This window comes from Sandaracinaceae bacterium (assembly GCA_020633055.1).
In the GTDB taxonomy this organism is placed as follows: Bacteria; Myxococcota_A; Polyangia; order Polyangiales; family Houyiibacteriaceae; genus JADJJE01.
In genome coordinates this window covers 13857-31318 of sequence record JACKEJ010000010.1, presented here as the reverse complement: position 1 = coordinate 31318, position 17462 = coordinate 13857, and the positions used below count along the sequence as shown (strand labels likewise).

Sequence of the window (17462 nt, the reverse complement as noted above, 5' to 3'; positions counted from 1 at the left end):
CCCGAGCCTCATGAACACGGAACGCGAGCTCACCGACGACGACGATCAGGACACGCAGAGCCCCGTCGACTCGACCCGTCGCCTGGTGGGTGGGCGGCCGCTGCCGCTGCTGTTTCCGCCTGGGTCGCTGGACCCGATCTCTGCCGGCGTCGAAGGGCCTCAGCGCGAGGAGCCGCGCTACCACGGGCACGAAGTGCTGGGCGCGGGTGGCATGGGCGAGGTGCACCGAGCGCACGACGGACGCGTGGGGCGTACGGTCGCGATCAAGTCCATGGTCCCCGACGCGGCGCGCACACCGGAGCTGCGTGCGCGTTTCTTGCGGGAGGCGCGCGTCCAGGCGCAGCTCGAGCATCCCTCGATCGTGCCGGTCTACGACCTCGACTGGGACGAGCGCGACCACCCGTACTTCAGCATGCGGCGTGTCGCGGGTGTGACGCTGACCGACGTGTTCCGCTTGCTGCGCGAAGGAGACGCGGAGATCACGGCGACGTATTCGCTGCAGCGCCTGCTCAGCAACTTCCAGCAGTTCTGCCTGGCGCTGCACTACGCACACAGCCGCGGCGTAGTGCACCGAGACATCAAGCCCCCCAACATCATGTTCGGGACGTTTGGCGAGGTCTACGTGCTGGACTGGGGCATCGCCAAGGTGGGCAGCGACGCGGACGTCGACCTGCTGCCCGGACGGGGCACGGTGTCCGACAGTCAGACCATGGCCAACGAGGTGCTGGGCACCCCGGGTTACATGGCCCCCGAGCAGTACCGCGACAGCAGCGACGTGGACGCGCGCGCGGACATCTACTCGCTGGGTTGCATCCTGTTCCAGATGCTCACGCTGCAGCCCCTGCACCGCTTCGCTTCGGCGATGGACCGGCGTCGCTCGACGCTGGCGGGGGTCGACGCGCGCGCCTCGGTGCGCACCCCCGACCGGGGCATCCCGCCCGAGCTGGACGCGATCTGTGTGCGCGCCACGGCGGTAGATCCGGCAGCGCGCTTCCAGACCGCGCGCGAGCTGCACGATGCCGTCCAAGCGTTCTTGGACGGTGACCGAGACGACCGGCTGCGCGAGGAGCTGGCCCAGGCCCACGTGGAGCAGGCCCGTGACGCGGCCCGACGCCTTCGTGAGGGCGGCGGGGTGGACGCCGAGCTGCGCCAGCAAGCTTTCGCCGAGGCCGGCCGCGCGCTGGCCCTCAACCCCCGCGACCAGGACGCGGCCACGCTGCTGGCGCACATGATGCTCGAGGCGCCGAAGGAGATGCCCGCCGAGGTGTTCGCGGCCAACGAGGCGGTCGTGCTGAAGGAGCTCGTCGAGGGCGTGCGATTGGCCTCACTCGCGCTCCTGGGCGTGGTGGTGTGCTCCGTGTTCCTGCCGCTGCTCGGGGCCATCCGCTCGTACGCGTCGGTCGCGGTGATCCTCGTGGCGCTGGCTGTCGCAGGACTCTTCGGCCTGTTCGTCACCGCCGTCCGCAAGGACATCACCCGCCGCGACATGGTCCTCTTGTGCGTCCCCGTGTGCGTCGCCATCGCGGGCTTCTCGCAGATCGTCGGCCCGCTCGTCGTGCCGCCCGTGCTCGCCATCGGCTTTGCATCCCTGGTGGCCACCGCGCACTGGCTGGGCTGGTACCGCGCGCTCATCATCGGCATGGTCACCCTCGCCTGGCTCGTGCCCGCCACCCTCGACTGGTTGGGCCTCGGCGGCCCGCCCGCCTACACCTTCGAGAACGGCCTGATGGTCGCCTTCCCCCGCATGATGGAGATCCCCGAGGCCGCCACCCGAGGCGGCCTGATGGCACTCTTCCTCGCCGCGAGCCTCGTCGTCTCCGCGCTCCTCTGGCGCTACTCCAGCTGGGTCGCCGAGAGCCGCCGCAAACTCCACCTCCACGCCTGGCACCTCGAGAGCCTCCTCCCCCGCGACACCGAACAGTCCTCCCGCAGCGCCGCCCGCCCCCTCCCGCCCACCACCCCTGACTGATCCAGCCCCGCCAACCGTCGCGCAATCCCCAGCACCACACACTCTCTCGAGTCCCATCCGCCAACCGTCGCGCCCAGGCGAGCCTTCCAAGCCCCAAGCGGACCTCGCGTCAACCGTTGCGCGCGCTCGAGGCCCCACACACGCTCTCTCGAGTCCCCGCCGCCAACAGCCGCGCCCAGGCGAGCCTTCCTCGCCCCAAGCGGACCTCGCGCGTCGTTCCAACTCCCGGCGCGCACGTCGCGCCAAGGACGTCGCGGAGGGAGAGGGGACTGCCGGCCACGGGCGTTGGGGGGGGCCCGTTTCAAGCGCCTTGGCGCGCCGAAACGGGGGAGGCACCACAGGGAGCGCCTGCGCGACCGGGCCCGTGACCGGCAGTCCCCTCTCCCGTCCACGATCCCCCCTGCAACGTCACCACCGCCGCGAGCGAGCCACAGACGCGCGAGATCCGCGGCCAGCGCGCAAGCTGGTTGACGCAGGGTGGACTCGCGCGGCAGGTTTGGCCCATGCGGTACAAGAAGTCGGCCGTGAGCTCGTCTCAGATCGTGCAAGCGGCCATCCGGGTGCTCGCGCGGCAGGGGTACGCGCGCACCAGCCTCATGGACATCGCGCGTGAAGCGGGCATGAGCAAAGGCGCGGTTCACTACCACTTCCCCACCAAAGAGTCGCTCATCGAGGTGGTGCTCACCACCGCCACCGACGCCGTGCAGCAGCGCACCATCGCCGCGTGGAGCTCGGGCGGTGACCCCCTGCAGTCGCTCCACAACAGCCTCGAAGAGCTGTGGAAGGCGCGCGCCGAGCGCACCGACGAGGCGCTGGTGGTGGCCGACCTGCTCGCGCAGAGCCTCTACGACGACAACCTGCGCCCGCACCTGGCGGACTACTATCGCCTCGCCGCCGAGCAGATCTACGTCTACCTGAGCGGCGAGCTCGACCGCGTGGGCATCAAGCCCGCCATCTCCATGGAGATCTTGCCGCGCATCATCATCGGCCTGCTGGACGGGCTCGTGATGCAGGCGTTCGTGGAGCCCGACGTGCTCAACGCGGCCGACGTGGTGCGCGCGGTCGAGTCCCTGGGGCTCGCGCTGTTCGGCGTGCCGAGGCTCCCCGCGTGACGCGCGACGCCGCGTTCGACCGCGGGCGGGGCCACTTCGAGGGCATCCATGCGCAACCCCACGCGCTGTCCGTGCTGTCGTCGGCGCTCGAGGGCGGTCGGGTGGCGTCCTCTTACTTGTTCGAGGGGCCAGCAGGAGTGGGCAAGCAACTGGCCGCCATCGCGCTCGCCAAGACGCAGCTCGCGCGCCTGGGCGCGGGCCGCGACGCCCTCGAGCGCGTGGACCACGGCAACCACCCCGACGTGCGCGTCTTCGAGCCGCGCGAGGAGGGGAAGGGCAACGTGCAGGTGCAGTACCTGCGCGAGGAGATCCTCCCGCTGGCGCAGTACGCGCCGTTCGAGGCCGGGGCCACGTTCTTCATCTTCCCGCGCGCCGACGTGTCGTTCCCCGAGACGCACCCGGGCGCCGCCAACGCGCTGCTCAAGACGCTCGAGGAGCCGCGCCCGTCGGTGCACTTCGTGCTGCTGGCCGAGCGCCCCGACAAGCTCCTCTCCACCATCCGCTCACGCTGTCAGCGCGTGCGCTTCTATCCGCTGCCCTACGAGGAGATGGACGCCATCCTGGCCAAGCACGACGTGTCCGAGGCGGTGCGTGGACCCGCCATCGCGCTCGCCGGCGGGAGCGCCGAGCGCGCGCTGCGGCTCACCGAGGAGGGCGTCGCCGAGCGCTTGCTGCAGCTGGCCTTCCAGGTGGACGACGTCACCCGCGGCGCACGCGTGGGCGACTACGTGGACGCCGCCGCGGCGCTCGCGGCCGAGCCCGACGTGCAGCTGGGCCTCGACACGCTCGTCGCCTTCTACCGCGACCTCGCGGCCTCCGCGCTCGGCGCGGGGCGCGAGCAGCTTGCGTTCCGGCACGTGGCCGACGAGATCGAAGCGCGCGCCCGCACGCTCGGCGCGAGGCGCGCGGCCGCCCGTGTCGAGGCCATCACCTCGGTGTTCGAGGGGCTCGACCGCAACGCCAACCCGCGCGTCACGATGGACGCGCTCGTGTACCAACTGCGCCATGCCCACTGACCCCAGCACCCCTCCCGTCGACGCCATCCTGCTCGTGTCCTTCGGCGGCCCCGAGGGTCCGGACGACGTGTTGCCCTTCTTGGAGAACGTGACGCGCGGCAAGCCCGTGCCTCGCGAGCGCCTGCTCGCCGTCGCCGAGCACTACCAGCACTTCGGCGGCAAGAGCCCCATCAACGATCACTGCCGCGCGCTCATCGCCGCGCTGCGCGTCGAGCTGGACGCCCACGGCGTGTCGCTGCCCATCTACTGGGGCAACCGCAACTGGCACCCGCTGCTGCCCGACACCCTGCGCGCCATGCGGGCCGACGGCGTGCAGCGCGCGCTGGCCGTGTTCACCAGCGCGTTCAGCAGCTACAGCGGGTGCCGGCAGTACCAAGAGAACGTCGCAGCCGCGCAGGCCGAGGTGGGCGAGGGCGCGCCCGTCGTCGACAAGGTGCGCCCCTTCTACAACCACCCGGGGTTCCTCGGTGCCGTCGTCGAGCGCACGCGCGAAGCGCTGGCCACGCTGAACGACGACGAGCGGGGCAGGGCACACCTGCTGTTCACCGCGCACAGCATCCCCACCGCCATGGCCGCGACCTGCGCGTACGAGGCGCAGCTGGTGAGCGCCGCAGGGATGGTCGCCCGTGCGCTCGACGCGGCCTCCCACGAGGTGGTCTACCAGAGCCGCTCCGGGCCGCCGCAGGTGCCGTGGCTGGAGCCCGACGTATGCGACCACCTCGAGGCCCTCGCGGCACGCGGTGTAGGGCCGGTCGTGGTGGTGCCCATTGGCTTCCTCTCCGACCACGTGGAGGTGTTGTGGGACCTCGACGAGGAGGCGCGCCTCGCGGCCGAGAGGCTGGGGGTCCGCTTCGTGCGCGCCGCGACCGTGGGCACGCACCCGCTGTTCGTCAGCGCGTTGCGCGAGCTCATCCAGGAGGGGCTCGGGCAGGCGACGCCGCGCGTTCTGGGGGATGCTCCAGCGCTGCCCGCGCGCTGCCCACCTGGCTGCTGTGCCTACGCGCCGCAGCGCCCGGCGCGCCTCTGAACGCGGGCGCGGGACACGGCCGCTTGGGCATCTGGCGCGTGCGCAGCTACCATCGGCAGCGCATGCGCGCGCGCCCGCACACCTCTGCGCTCCTCCTGCTCTTCCAGCTCCTCGCGGTGCTCTCGTCGCTGCTCGGCCTGCCCGGGTGTTCGCGGCCCGCTGCGGCCGTGCGGGAGCCCGAGAACGCAGCGCCGCCCGAGCCGGAGGCCCCGCCCGAAGCGCCGGGCCCCGTCACGCTGAGCGTCATCGGGACGAACGATGTCCACGGGCGCGTCGGCCGTATGGCGGTCGTCGGTGGATACGTCGCGAACCTGCGGCGCGCACGTGAGCGCGATGGGGGCGCCGTCGTTCTCCTCGACGCGGGAGACATGTTCCAGGGCACGCTCGAGTCCAACATGGCCGAGGGCGCGCCCATGGTGGCGGCCTTCAATGCGCTCCGCTACGACGCGGCCGCGCTCGGTAACCACGAGTTCGACTACGGCCCCGAGGGCTCGGACGCCACACCCAGCCGCGCCGACCAGGACCCCCGCGGTGCCCTGCGCGCGCGCGTGGCCGAGATGCGCTTCCCGCTGCTGGTGGCGAACCTGCGCTACCGCGACGGGCGCCCGCTCGACTGGCCCGGCGTGCGCCCCTTCGTGATGCTCGACGACACGCACACCGCAGGCGTGAAGGTGGGCGTCATCGGCGGGACCACGGCCGAGGCGCTCGAGTCCACGCTGGCCGACAACGTGCGGGACCTCGAGGTCATGCCGCTGGCACCCGCCGTGAAGGAAGCCGCAGCGACACTGCGCGCGGCAGGGGCGCAGGTGGTGCTCCTGACGGTCCACGCGGGCGGGCGCTGCGGCAGCTTCGACGACCCGCACGACCTGCGCAGCTGCGATCCCGACGAGGAGATCTTCGGGCTGGCGCGCGAGCTGGGGCCGGGCGTCGTCGACTTGGTGGTCGCGGGTCACTCGCACGCGGGGATCGCGCACGTCGTCCATGGCGTCCCCATCATCGAGAGCTACGCCAACGGGGCGGCGTTCGGACGCGCGGACCTGACACTGGTGCCCGGCGGTGGCGCGCCCGATGTACGGCTCTACCCGCCGCGTTTCATCTGCCGGAACGAACACGGCACGCTCGATGAGTGCGAGACGGGCGAGTACGAGGGGGCGCTCGTCACGCCGCACGAGGGCGTCCTCGCCGCCACGCGTGACGCGCTGGCCAACGCCGAGCAGCTGCGGGCGCGTCCGCTCGGCGTGGAGGTGCCCGTGCCCCTGCAGCGCCGCCACCGCGACGAGGGGCCGCTCGGGAACCTGCTCACGGACCTCATGCTCGCGCTCTATCCGGCGTCCGACTTGGCCGTGCTGAACGCGGGGGGGGTGCGGCACTCCATCGCGGCGGGGCCGCTCACGTACGGAGAGCTGTACGAGGCCATCCCCTTCGACAACCGCTTCGCGCTGGTGCGCATGTCCGCGCGCGAGGTGCGCGAGATGTACGAGGCCAACCTCGGCTCCGACAACGGCCTGCTCCTGCTCAGCGGGATGCGCGTGCGGGCCCGCTGCGCGCACGGGGCGCTCACCGTGCAGCTCCTCGACGCGCGCGGGCGGTCCGTCCCCGACTCGCGCGCGCTGCAGATGGTCACCAACGACTTTCTGGCGACGGGCGACCGCCACGCGTTTGGCAGGCTGCGCGCGGAGGGCGCGGTGACCATCGAGGCTGGCCCTCCGATGCGCGACCGCATCGCCCAGCTGCTGTCCGAGCGCGGGGGGAGCATCGACGGACGTTCGCCCGCGCTCTTCGACCCGGCCCACCTGCGGGTGGACTATCAGGGCGAGCGTCCGGTGCGCTGCGCCCCTCGGCGTTGAAGCGAGCCGAGACGCGGCGAGCGCAGTCGTAAGCCGCGGCCCGAGGGGAGCGCGCCCAGCCGAGAGCCTCTCAGTCCTGAAGCGGCACGCCCAGCTCCCGGCCCAGCTGGGTCAGCAGCGTGCGCATGACGTCCGCGCGCCGCGTGGCTTCCGCTCGGCCGGCGTCGGTACGCATGGTCTCCGCCAGCCCGAACAGCTTGGTGAAGAAGTGGTCCACGCTGTAGCGCTTGTCGTCGAGCGCGCGCTCGACGGCCCATGGGTCGCTGGCGTGAAAGTAGTTCGCGCCCATGTGCGTGCCGGTCGAAATGGTGCGGAACACCCCGATCACCCCGAGCGCCTCGAGCCGGTCTGCGTCCTGCAGGGCGTCGCCGAGCGCCGAAGTGGGTGCCTCGCCCCGGCTGAAGCTGTGCGTGCGCACCGCGTCGCCCACGCGCGCCGCTGCCTCGGGCGCGAAGCCGAGCTCCAGCAGCCACGTGCGCGCCATCGCCGCGCTCTGCTCGCTCGCCAGCGCGCGGTCTGGGTGATCCTTGGGGAGGTTCACCACGTCGTGCAGCAGCGCGGCGGCGATCATCTCGCGTTCGTCCACATGCCCTTCGCCCAGCTGGAGGCCAGCACGCGCCACGCGCAGAGCGTGCTCCACGTCGTGCCCCGAGTCTCCCGCGAGCCGCGGCGCCACGCGCTCCATGATGGTCGTGAGCGCGGGGTCACCGGCGATCAGGTCGAGCAGCGCAGCGCGCGTCAGCGCGCCGGGAGGCGAGGCGGGGGAGGCCGACATGCGCGCACGCTACGCGACGTGACCGTTGCCGTCACCCAGCAGCTGGCCGATGGCGGCCGTCCACATCTCGGGCCTATCGCGCATGTGGCTGATGCGCCGCGCCCGGCGCTTGGCCTCCACCGGCGTGGGGTCCTTGAGCAGGCGGGTCATCTCGTCGCGCAGTTTCTTGCGCGCCTCGTGCACGCGCCACGCGATGGTGCCCTCGGTGGTGTCGAGCACGACGGCCGCCTCGCTGTAGTTGAGCCCCTGCAGCGTGGTCAGCACGACGGTGGTGCGCAGCATCGGGCTGAGCCGGTCGAACGCGGCCAGCAGGTGCCCATAGGCCTCCTGGAGCTCCAGCGTGCGCGCCGGGTCGCCGGCCGCGTCCACGGCGACGGCGGCGGTGATGCGTGGGTCGTCGAGGGGCGTGGTGGGGCGGCGCCCGCGGTTGCGCTTGATGTTGAGCGCGCGGTGCAGCGCGATGCGGTACAGCCACGTGAAGAACTGGCTGCGGCCCTCGAACTCGGGCAGCCGTGCGTAGGCGCGTAGGAAGGCGTCTTGCGTGATGTCGTCGGCGTCGGACGGGCTCCCCGTGAGGTGCAGCGCCAAGGCGTAGATGCGGGGCCTATAGCGAATGACGAGCGCCTCGAACGCGCGCTGGTCCCCGGCCTTCGCGGCCGCGACCAGCTCGGCCGCCTCGCGGCCGCGCGCCTCTGCCCCCTGTGGGCCGCGCTCGTCGTCTTGGGTCGTCATCTGGCTATGGGAACCGTGAGGCGCGTCATCCTTGGGTCAGAGTTTGCAGGAAGGTCAGATCACTCATGATGCCCGCCGCGGCTCGTCCACGGAACCCTACATGAAGGATGTTGTGCGACATATTCGCACAACATGGCGACCCCGCGTATCATCGGGGCTCTGGCCCGCTCCTCGAGCCAGATTCTCGTGACATTCTGGGTGTCGGCCATCCGACACCCGGCCGCCCGGGACTCCCCTGCGTGTCCCAGGCGGCTCCTTGATCGACCCCAACCGATCTGTTAAGACCATTCTCCCGCGTTCGTGGATGAAAGAACGCACGCCGTGGGTTTGGGTCGACCACGGGCTGGCCTGACCCCACCCTTGCACCGAACCCCGGTCTTTCACCCCCATTGTACTGTCCTCTAGGCGAGCCCCGCGGCTCGCAGGTTCGTCCCGATGCTATTCGACTGGCTATACGGACTCTTCTCCAACGACCTCGCCATCGACCTTGGCACGGCCACGACGCTCATCTACGTCAAGGGCCGTGGCATCGTCAGCTGTGAGCCCTCGGTCGTTGCGGTACAGCGCGACCCGCGCGGCGGCAAGAAGGTGCTCGAGGTGGGCAAGGCGGCCAAGGAGATGCTCGGGCGCACCCCCGGCTCCGTGGTGGCCGTGCGTCCCCTCCGTGATGGCGTCATCGCCGACTTCGAGATCACCGAGGCGATGCTGCGCTACTTCATCAACAAGGCGCACAACCGCAGCACCCTGGTGCGTCCCCGCATCATCATCTGCGTCCCCTTCGGCATCACCGAGGTGGAGAAGCGCGCCGTCAAGGAAGCCGCCGAGGGCGCTCGTGCCCGCGAGGTCTACCTCATCGAGGAGCCCATGGCGGCCGCCATCGGTGCAGGCCTGCCCATCACCGAGCCCAGCGGCAACATGGTCGTGGACATCGGAGGCGGCACCACCGAGGTGGCGGTCATCTCGCTGGCCGGCATCGTGTACTCGCAGTCGGTGCGCGTCGGCGGCGACAAGATGGACGACGCGATCGTCGCGTACATGAAGCGCAAGTACAACCTGCTGGTGGGCGAGCAGACCGCCGAGCGCGTGAAGTGCACCATCGGCAACGCCCACGCCGGCGAAGACACCCTCAGCATGGAGGTCAAGGGCCGCGACCTGGTCGCGGGTGTGCCCAAGACCGTGGTGGTCAACGGCGACGAGATCCGCGACGCCCTCAGCGAGCCCATCAACGCCATCGTCGAGGCCGTGATGACGGCGCTCGAGCGCACGCCGCCCGAGCTCTCGGCCGACATCGTCGACAAGGGCATCGTGCTCACGGGGGGCGGCGCCCTCCTGCGCAACCTGGACGTCCTGCTCCGCGAGGAGACAGGCCTGCCCGTGATGGTGGCGGACGATCCGATCAGCGCAGTCGTGCTGGGCTCGGGGAAGGTCCTCGACCACCCGCGGCTGCTCAAGGAAGTGACGATCCAATAGCCGCTGACCTCGCTCGCTGCGGCGACGGCGGGGCTCCCGACTGGGATCCGAAGGGCGCATGAATACACTTCGGCGGTTTCGAGATGCGGTGATCTCCGTAGCGCTGTTGATCCTGCCGTTCCTCGTCCTGCAGGCCAACCTGAAGGACCCGTCGAAGGTCAACGCGCTCGACAAGGTCATCATCGAGCTGAGCGGCTGGCTGCAAGAGGCCGGGGTGAGCGCGGCGGACTCGGTCGGCGCCGTCATCCAGGAGTACTTCTACCTGGTGGACGTCGGCCGCGAGAACGAGCGCCTGCGCCTCGACAACACCCGCTATCGGGAAGAAAACCGCCAGCTCCGGCTGTTGGGTCACGAGAACGAGCGCCTGCGGCAGCTGCTCGAGCTGCGGACGCGCATCGGCGGTGACTCGGTGAGCGCACAAGTGATCGGCAAAGACACCTCGGAGTACTTCCGCGTCGTGCGCCTGGTCGTGGACCGGGGCGAGCGCGACCGCGTGCGCGTGGGTATGCCGGTGGTGTCCTCCGAGGGATTGGTGGGGCAGGTGTCGAGGCTCACGGGCCACCGCGCGGACGTGCGCCTGACGGTCGATCAGCAGAGCGCCGTGGACATCATCATCCCCCGCACGGGCACCCGCGGCATGCTCCGCGGGACGGGTGAGCGCAACCGCTACGCGGCCCGCATCGAGTACCTCGAGCGCACCGACGAGATCCGCGAGGGCGACGACGTCTATACCAGCGGCCTCGGCCACCGCTTCCCGGCCAGCATCCTCGTGGGGCAGGTCACGCAGGTGACGCGGCGCGAGTTCGGCCTCTACCAGCAGGCCGAGGTCACTCCGTCCGTGGACTTCTCGTCCCTCGAGGAGGTGCTCATCTTGACCAGTGGGTCGCGGGAGCAGACCGCCGACGAGCGCTCGGCCGACGTGCCCGACGTGGAGCTGGAGGGGCGTCGATGAGCGTGGTGGCCCGCAGCGTCCTGATCGTGGCGCTGGGCTTCGCGCTCTTGCTGCTGCGGTCGGTCATGTGGCGGGCGTTCGCGTTCGGCGCCTTCACGCCGCAGCTGGTGCTGCCGATCGCGATCTTCGTGGGGGTGTCGCCCGACGTGAAGCTGCTGCGCGGGGCCGTCATCGCGTTCGTCATCGGCTACCTCTCGGACCACTTCACGGGCCTGCCCATGAGCGTCCACACCTTCCTCACCGTGGCCACGTACTTCATCGTGCGCGGTATGGGGCTGCGCGTGTTTCTGCGTGGTCCGTGGTTTCAGGTGGGCCTCACCTTCGTCGCGTCCATCCTGTTCGGCTTGGCCACTACGGGCGTGCGCTCCGTGTTCGAGGCTGAGGCGCCCTTCGCAGTCGAGGGGGGCTCGCGCCTCCTGGTGTTCAGCACGGTGTCGACAGCCTTGATGACGGCCATCGTGTCCCCCGCGGTGTTCGCGACGATGCGCGCCATCGAGGACACGGCGACCGGCCGCAGGGAGACGGCCAGCGCATGATCATGCTCTCCCAGCGCCGCGAGGTCGGCGAGTTCCGCAAGCGCTACAAGTGGTTCGCGCTCGTGGCGTTCCTCGCCTACGGCGCGCTCATGGTGCGCATGCTGTCGCTGCAGGTGGTGCAGGCCGACGAGTGGTCCGCGGCGTCCCTCGACAACATCACCAAGACGCTCACGGAGCGCGCCACACGTGGCATCATCCGCGACACGCGCGGGCAGACCATCGCCACCAACCGGGCGTCGTACACGGTCTACGCGACACCGTCGCTGCTGTCGGACGAGCAGATCGAGCTCACCACCAGTTTGATGGGGCTCACGGCCGAGGATGCGCAGGCCTTCCGGCGCCGCATCCAGACCGTGGACGTGCGCAGGCGGTCGCACCAGATCCGCGCCTTCGCAGACGTGACGCGCGACCAGGTGGCGGCGCTCGAGGAACACGGGCCCGACCTGCCTGGCATCGACGTCGTGGCAGGGCCGGTGCGGCAGTACGCCTTCGGCGCGCTCGGTGCGCACACGGTGGGCTACCTGAACGAGGTGAGCGCCGAGGACCTCGAGCGCCTCGCCGACCAGAACTACTACCGCGCGGGCGACCGACTGGGTCGCATGGGCATCGAGCGCAGCTTGGAGAGCGTGCTGCGTGGTCGGCGCGGCTTCCGGCACGTGATGGTCAACGCGCGCGGCCGGCGGCTGAGCGAGCAGGAGGCGCCGCAGCTCGAGGGGGAGATGCACCGGCCCGCCGTGCCGGGCCACGACGTGGTGCTCACGCTCGACATGGAGCTCATGCGCATGGCGCAGCGGGCGTTCCAGGGGCATCCGTCTGGTGGTGTCGTCGTGGTGGACGTGCACTCGGGGCGCATCCGCGCGCTGTACTCGAAGCCTTCGTACGACCTGAACGAGCTCACCGGGCGCATGTCGCAGGAGCGCTACAACGAGCTGGTCGAGAACCCGCACCGGCCCCTGATCGACAAGACCATCTACGACACATTCTTCCCGGGCTCCACGTTCAAGCCCTTCAGCGCGCTCTCCGCGCTGCAAGAGGGCGCCATGGACCCGCGCGAGCGCGTCTTCTGCGAGGGCTCGCTCACCATCGGTCGGCAGCGCATGCGCTGCACGGCGCGGCACGAGGACGTGGACATGCGCTCCGCCCTCGTGCAGTCGTGCAACGTCTACTTCTGGGCCCTGGCCGAGCGCGTGGGCCTCGACCGCCTCAACCGTTACGCACGCGACTTCGGCCTGGCCGAGCGCACGGGCATCGGCATCAACAGCGAGGCGCGCGGGTTCCTCGCGTCGCGCGAGTGGTACGAGGAGCACTACGGTCAGTTCCGCGTGGGCTACACGCTCAACACCGCCATCGGTCAGGGAAACACGCGCGTGACGCTGCTGCAGCTGGCCCTCGCGTACGCCGCGCTGGCGAACGGCGGCGTGCTCTATGCGCCGCAGCTCATCGAGCGCATCGAGACGCCCGACGGAGCGGTGGTGGAAGAGCCCGAGCCGCACGTGCGCCGCCGCCTGGGCATCGACCCAGAGCACCTGGCCTTCAACGCCGAGGCGCTGCGGGGCGTCGTCAACGACGAAGAGGGTACCGCGTACGGCGCGCTCATCGCGGGCGGCGTGTCCATCAGCGGTAAGACGGGCACGGCCGAGGTCGCGCCCGGCAGCCAGCGCTCGGGTGACGCGCGGCGCGCCGCCTACTTCCGCCAGTCGCACGCGTGGTTCGCGGGCTTCGCGCCCTCGGAAGATCCGCAGGTGGCCATCGTGGTGCTCGTCGAGCACGGCGGCGCTGGCGGTCGTAACGCGGCGCCCATCGCCACGCGTATCCTGCAGGAGTACCTGGCGGGCAGCGTGCCGCGCACCGAGCCCGCGCGAGGCAGTGAGAGCGGCGGCGCGAGACGCGGAACGCCGGCCCGTCGAGGCCGGGCTGCCCGAGGGGGACGCTAGCCATGGCCCTCGGACGCGGACTCCGTGAGACCTTCGACTGGCCGCTCTTCGTGTGCGTCATGTCGATCGCCATCCTGGGCGTGATCAACCTGTACAGCGCCACCAGCGCCAACCGGCAGTACTCGGACCTGTACATCCAGCAGATCTACTGGCTCACGCTCGGGGCCGGCGTCGGCACGCTGGTGGCTGCCGTCGACTACCGCCACTTCGAACGCTTCGGCTGGTTCGCGTACGGCGGCGGCGTGGTGCTGCTGGTGCTGGTCTTCCTCCTGGGCCGCAGCATCCGCGGCAGCACGCGCTGGATCCCCATCGGCACCTTCTCGCTGCAGCCCAGCGAGCTCATGAAGGTGGCGCTCATCGTTGCGCTCGCGAAGTTCCTGCACGACGACACGAAGACGGACGGTCGCGCCCTGAAGGACCTCATCATCCCGGGGCTGATCCTGGCCGTGCCCATGGGGCTCATCCTGGCGCAGCCGGACCTCGGCACGGCGCTGATCTGCGCGTTCATCTTCGGCACCATCATGGTGCTCACGCAGCTCAAGTGGCGCTCCTTGTTCACGCTCTTCGCGGTGTTCGTGGCCAGCGCCCCGCTCACCTGGCGCTACGCGCTGCGCGACTACCAGAAGGGCCGCATCCTCTCGTTCATGGCTCAGTTCACGGGCGAGCAGGACATCCAGGACGCGGGCTGGCACACGCACCAGAGCCTGGTCTCCATCGGCAGCGGCGGCTTCTGGGGCAAGGGCTACATGGAGGGCACGCAGAACCAGTTCGGCTTCCTGCCGGACCAGCACTCGGACTTCCCCTTCTCGGTCTGGGCCGAGGAGCAGGGCCTCTTGGGCACCATGCTGCTGCTCGGGCTCTACCTGTTCCTGGTGCTGTGGGGGCTGCGCATCGCGTCGCAGGCCAAGGACCGCTTCGGCGCCGTCTGCGCGGTCGGTGTGTCCGCGCTCATCTTCTGGCAGTCGGTCATCAACCTCGGGATGGTCTCCGGCATGCTGCCCGTCGTGGGCATGACGCTGCCGCTGTTCAGCTACGGCGGCTCGTCCGTGCTCACGATCGCGATGGGCATCGGCCTGCTGATGAACATCAGCATGCGCCGGTTCCAGTACTGAGGACGAAGGGCACCCCCGGGGGTGCCCCTCCGCTCAGAGGTCCACTTCGACGCCCACCTGCACCATGAAGGGGCGGTACGGGCGCGCGCCGAAGGGGCGGCGAGACACCAGCGGCTGGGCGTTGGTGAGGTTCTCGAGGCGCAGCGTGATGTCGAAGCGGTCCAGCACGCGGTAGCTGCCGGTCACGTCCACGATCAGGTAGCGGTCCGTGTGGATGGAGTCGTCAGCGATCTCGGGCATCTCGCCCACGAACGTGCCGGAGGTGTGCACTGCCCAGCCCGCGGCCTCGAGGCCCAGCTGGAGCGACCACTGGTGCTCGGGCACGTAAGGCACGGGGTCGCCCACGTGCACGTTGCCCAGCTGCGGATCGGCGGACTCGGTGAACGTCGTGCGGAAGCGCGCGTGCGTGTACGTGTAGGACAGGTGCATGGGCAGGGTCAGGTCGTGCCCGAGGTCGAGGTTGTAGGTGGCTTGCAGCTCCACGCCGCCGATCAGCACGTCGCCCGCGTTGAACTGCCGGTCGAGGTCCGAAGCGTCGCAGCCGCCGCTACCCCCACACGAGGTGACGAACTCCTGATAGTCGTTCACGAAGCCGATCAGCTCGGCGTTGATGCCCGCGTCCTCGTCGAGGTAGCGCACGCCGGCCTCGTAGGCGATGGAGGTCTCGACGTTCACGTCGTCGCCCGCGCCCGGTCCGAGGGGGCTGAAGCCGCGGTGCACGCCCGCCAGCGCCGCGAAGTGGTCCGTGAACGCGTAGGTGGCGCCCAGGCCCGGCAGCAGCACCAGGTAGGTCTGTGTCGAGCTGCGCGGCCCGCTGCTGTCGAGCAGCTCGCGCAGCGTGGCGCGGATGCTCTCCACGCGGAAACCGGGCTTCAGCGTCAGGCCCGCGTAGGTCATGGAGTACGCGGCGTGCGCGGCCAGCGCCACGGCCGACGCGATGTTGCGCGTGATGGTGGTCGGGTCGTCGCCGTTCGGCACCATGGAGCCCTGCGTGAGCGAGTAGGCGTGCTCCACGTGGTTGCGGTTCACCTCGTCGTAGTGCAGCCGCAGGCCCATCACCAGCTCCTGCTCCACGCGCTGGCCGAAGTTCGCGTGCAGCTCGGTCTGGATGCCCTGCGAGATGAAGTCGCGCGCGTTGTCGACCACGAGCAGGTCGTGATCGGGCCCGAAGTCGGACGAGTCGTTCTGCCCGGAGAGCACGCGGTAGAAGCTGTCGCGCGCGCCGGTCGGGTTGGTGAGCACGTCGAAGAGCGAGGGCCCCGTTCCGTCGCGCTCGCCGACGAAGCGGTTGAGGCGGCGCCAGGTGCGCTCGAAGTCGTGGCGGTAGGCCGTGGTGACCAGCTGGACGTGCTCGCCGATGACCAGGTGGTGACGCAGCTCCACCTGGGTGCGCCACCAGATCATCCGGTCGAGCTGGGTGGCGGCGTAGCGGCGGTAGGGGTTCTGCTGGAAGTCGGCGTCGGAGAGGCCCGTGTACGTCTCGTTGCTGCGCTCGCGCGAGAAGCCCAGCTTGAGCTCGAGGCGCTGGAAGATGGGCTCGCCCGGCGTGGTCTGCACGAAGCTGCGCAGCATGAACTCGCTGCGGTTGAAGCCGCTGTCCGGGTCGCCGTGGTCGATGTCGCGGAAGCCCGTGGTGCCGAGGTGGATGCCCTCGAAGAGGATGCCCGCGTGGCGCGTGCTGCCGCCGTAGTGGAAGTGCGCGCGGCGGTACTGGAAGCGGCCGTAGGACAGCTCGAACGCGCCGCCCGGCGTGGTGGGGATCTCGCGCGTCCGCAGGTTGATGGCGCCCGCGATGGTGTTGGGTCCGAAGAGGACCGCGGCGGGGCCCTTGTAGATGTCGACGCCCACCATGCGGGAGAAGATGGGGAAGTAGTACGCGGCGGGCGCGGCGTAGGGCGCGGGCCCGAACAGCACGCCGTCCTCCATGAGCGTCACCTTGCGGCTGCGGTCGGGCGTGGTGCCGCGCAGGCCGATGTTCGGGCGCAGACCGAAGCCGTCTTCTTGGCGCACGTACACGCCGGGCACCTGCTGGAGCGCGCTGTTGATGTCGTCGTAGTCGTACGCGTCGAGCACCTCGGCGCTCAGCTGCTGGACCGACCCTCCGGTGCGGAAGGGGTCGACGGGGGCGCGCACGCGATAGGTGCCGACCGTCCACTCGTCGTCGTCCTCTTCCTCTTCCTCGTCGCCGTCTTCTCCATCTTCCGCGCCCTCGCCCTCGCCCTCGCCCTCCGCCTCTTCGTCGGCGAGCTCCTCCGACAGCGCGGCGAAGTCGAAGCCTCCCTCATCGTCGCCTTCATCGTCAGCCGTGTCGTCCTCGGGGGCGCCGTCTGCGGTGCCATCGCCATCGGCAGTGCCCTCTCCCTGGTTGGCGTCAGGCGTCTGCTCAGGGTTGGGCGCCGGGGCGTCCTCATCCTCTTCGCCTTCGCCCTCCGAGTCACTGGGCGGCGCCTCTTCGGCTGGCGCGGGGGTCGGCGCCGGGGACGTCGGGGGCGCCGTGGGAGCCTGTGGCTGGGCCTGGGCGGGCAGCGGCGCAATGGCGATAAGCAGAGTGAGTACGAGGAGTTGGCGCATGAACAGAGCTTGTTCTGAAGATGAAAGTGACTTTCAATAACACGTGCACCGGGTGCCGTCGAGTCGTCACGAGGCGTCCGCGCGCACGCCATCGCGCGACATCGGAGCCTGCCTGCATCGCAGCGACGTCCGTCGGTCCGCTCAGCCCGGCCACCAGCGTCGGTGGGCGTCCGGGTCGACCGCAAAGTCGGCAGCCACCAGTAGGTCGCCCCAGTCGGGCTTGGCGCGCGCGACTGCCTGTCGCAGGGCTTCGAGGCTCACCGCTGCACTCGAGCGCGGCCCAGCGAATGCGCTCGATCGACTCGGCCGTCGCACCTCCGAGGTGCGACGCGTTCGCCCCGCACTCCTCTCGCAGGAGCTGCTCCGCTCGGGGGTGCTGCGGCTCGGCGAACAGGAGAGCGAGGCGTTC

The 17462-nt window shown here is 70.4% G+C and carries 13 protein-coding genes; 10 read left to right on the top strand and 3 right to left on the bottom strand.

All coding sequences use genetic code 11. The features are described 5' to 3' along the window. Positions 1-10 precede the first annotated feature (10 nt). From H6726_22695 to H6726_22675, 5 genes are all read left to right on the top strand, one after another. Positions 11-1969, top strand: coding sequence for a protein kinase (locus tag H6726_22695; GenBank protein MCB9660471.1), 1959 nt, complete (start codon positions 11-13; stop codon positions 1967-1969). Between the two features lie 503 nt (positions 1970-2472). After that, positions 2473-3081: a TetR/AcrR family transcriptional regulator gene (locus H6726_22690; GenBank protein MCB9660470.1), complete on the top strand. Its 609-nt coding sequence runs from the start codon at positions 2473-2475 to the stop codon at positions 3079-3081. Then, on the top strand, positions 3078-4097 hold the full coding sequence (locus H6726_22685; GenBank protein ID MCB9660469.1) for a hypothetical protein: 1020 nt from the start codon (positions 3078-3080) through the stop codon (positions 4095-4097). Before H6726_22690 ends, H6726_22685 begins: the two co-directional genes overlap by 4 nt. Next, positions 4087-5124: a ferrochelatase gene (locus H6726_22680; protein ID MCB9660468.1), complete on the top strand. Its 1038-nt coding sequence runs from the start codon at positions 4087-4089 to the stop codon at positions 5122-5124. Before H6726_22685 ends, H6726_22680 begins: the two co-directional genes overlap by 11 nt. Positions 5125-5186: 62 nt before the next feature. Further along, on the top strand, positions 5187-6971 hold the full coding sequence (locus H6726_22675) for a 5'-nucleotidase C-terminal domain-containing protein (GenBank protein ID MCB9660467.1): 1785 nt from the start codon (positions 5187-5189) through the stop codon (positions 6969-6971). A 70-nt stretch (positions 6972-7041) separates the two neighbouring features. Here H6726_22675 and H6726_22670 read toward each other — a convergent pair whose 3' ends face one another. Together H6726_22670 and H6726_22665 are read right to left on the bottom strand one after the other, a co-directional pair. Beyond that, positions 7042-7746 (bottom strand): HD domain-containing protein, encoded by a 705-nt coding sequence (locus H6726_22670; protein MCB9660466.1) that lies wholly within the window; start codon positions 7744-7746, stop codon positions 7042-7044. A gap of 9 nt (positions 7747-7755) precedes the next feature. Beyond that, a complete protein-coding gene (locus H6726_22665; protein ID MCB9660465.1) occupies positions 7756-8478 on the bottom strand; it encodes a sigma-70 family RNA polymerase sigma factor in 723 nt (240 codons plus the stop codon). A gap of 435 nt (positions 8479-8913) precedes the next feature. On the opposite strand from H6726_22665, the gene H6726_22660 reads away from it, so the two are divergent. From H6726_22660 to rodA, 5 genes are all read left to right on the top strand, one after another. Then, on the top strand, positions 8914-9948 hold the full coding sequence (locus tag H6726_22660) for a rod shape-determining protein (protein MCB9660464.1): 1035 nt from the start codon (positions 8914-8916) through the stop codon (positions 9946-9948). Positions 9949-10036: 88 nt separating this feature from the next. Continuing rightward, positions 10037-10900 carry a rod shape-determining protein MreC gene (mreC, locus tag H6726_22655; protein ID MCB9660463.1) on the top strand — a complete coding sequence of 288 codons (864 nt, stop codon included), beginning with the start codon at positions 10037-10039 and terminating at the stop codon, positions 10898-10900. Further along, positions 10897-11436 carry a rod shape-determining protein MreD gene (gene mreD / locus H6726_22650; protein MCB9660462.1) on the top strand — a complete coding sequence of 180 codons (540 nt, stop codon included), beginning with the start codon at positions 10897-10899 and terminating at the stop codon, positions 11434-11436. The genes mreC and mreD overlap by 4 nt, the downstream gene beginning before the upstream one ends. Continuing rightward, a complete protein-coding gene (mrdA, locus tag H6726_22645) occupies positions 11433-13370 on the top strand; it encodes a penicillin-binding protein 2 (protein ID MCB9660461.1) in 1938 nt (645 codons plus the stop codon). Before mreD ends, mrdA begins: the two co-directional genes overlap by 4 nt. Before the next feature lie 2 nt (positions 13371-13372). Then, positions 13373-14482 carry a rod shape-determining protein RodA gene (gene rodA / locus H6726_22640; GenBank protein ID MCB9660460.1) on the top strand — a complete coding sequence of 370 codons (1110 nt, stop codon included), beginning with the start codon at positions 13373-13375 and terminating at the stop codon, positions 14480-14482. Positions 14483-14515: 33 nt separating this feature from the next. Here the strand turns inward: rodA and H6726_22635 are convergent, their stop codons facing one another. Further along, complete coding sequence (locus H6726_22635; GenBank protein MCB9660459.1) at positions 14516-17053, bottom strand: TonB-dependent receptor; 2538 nt, start codon at positions 17051-17053, stop codon at positions 14516-14518. Between the last annotated feature and the right edge of the window lie 409 nt (positions 17054-17462).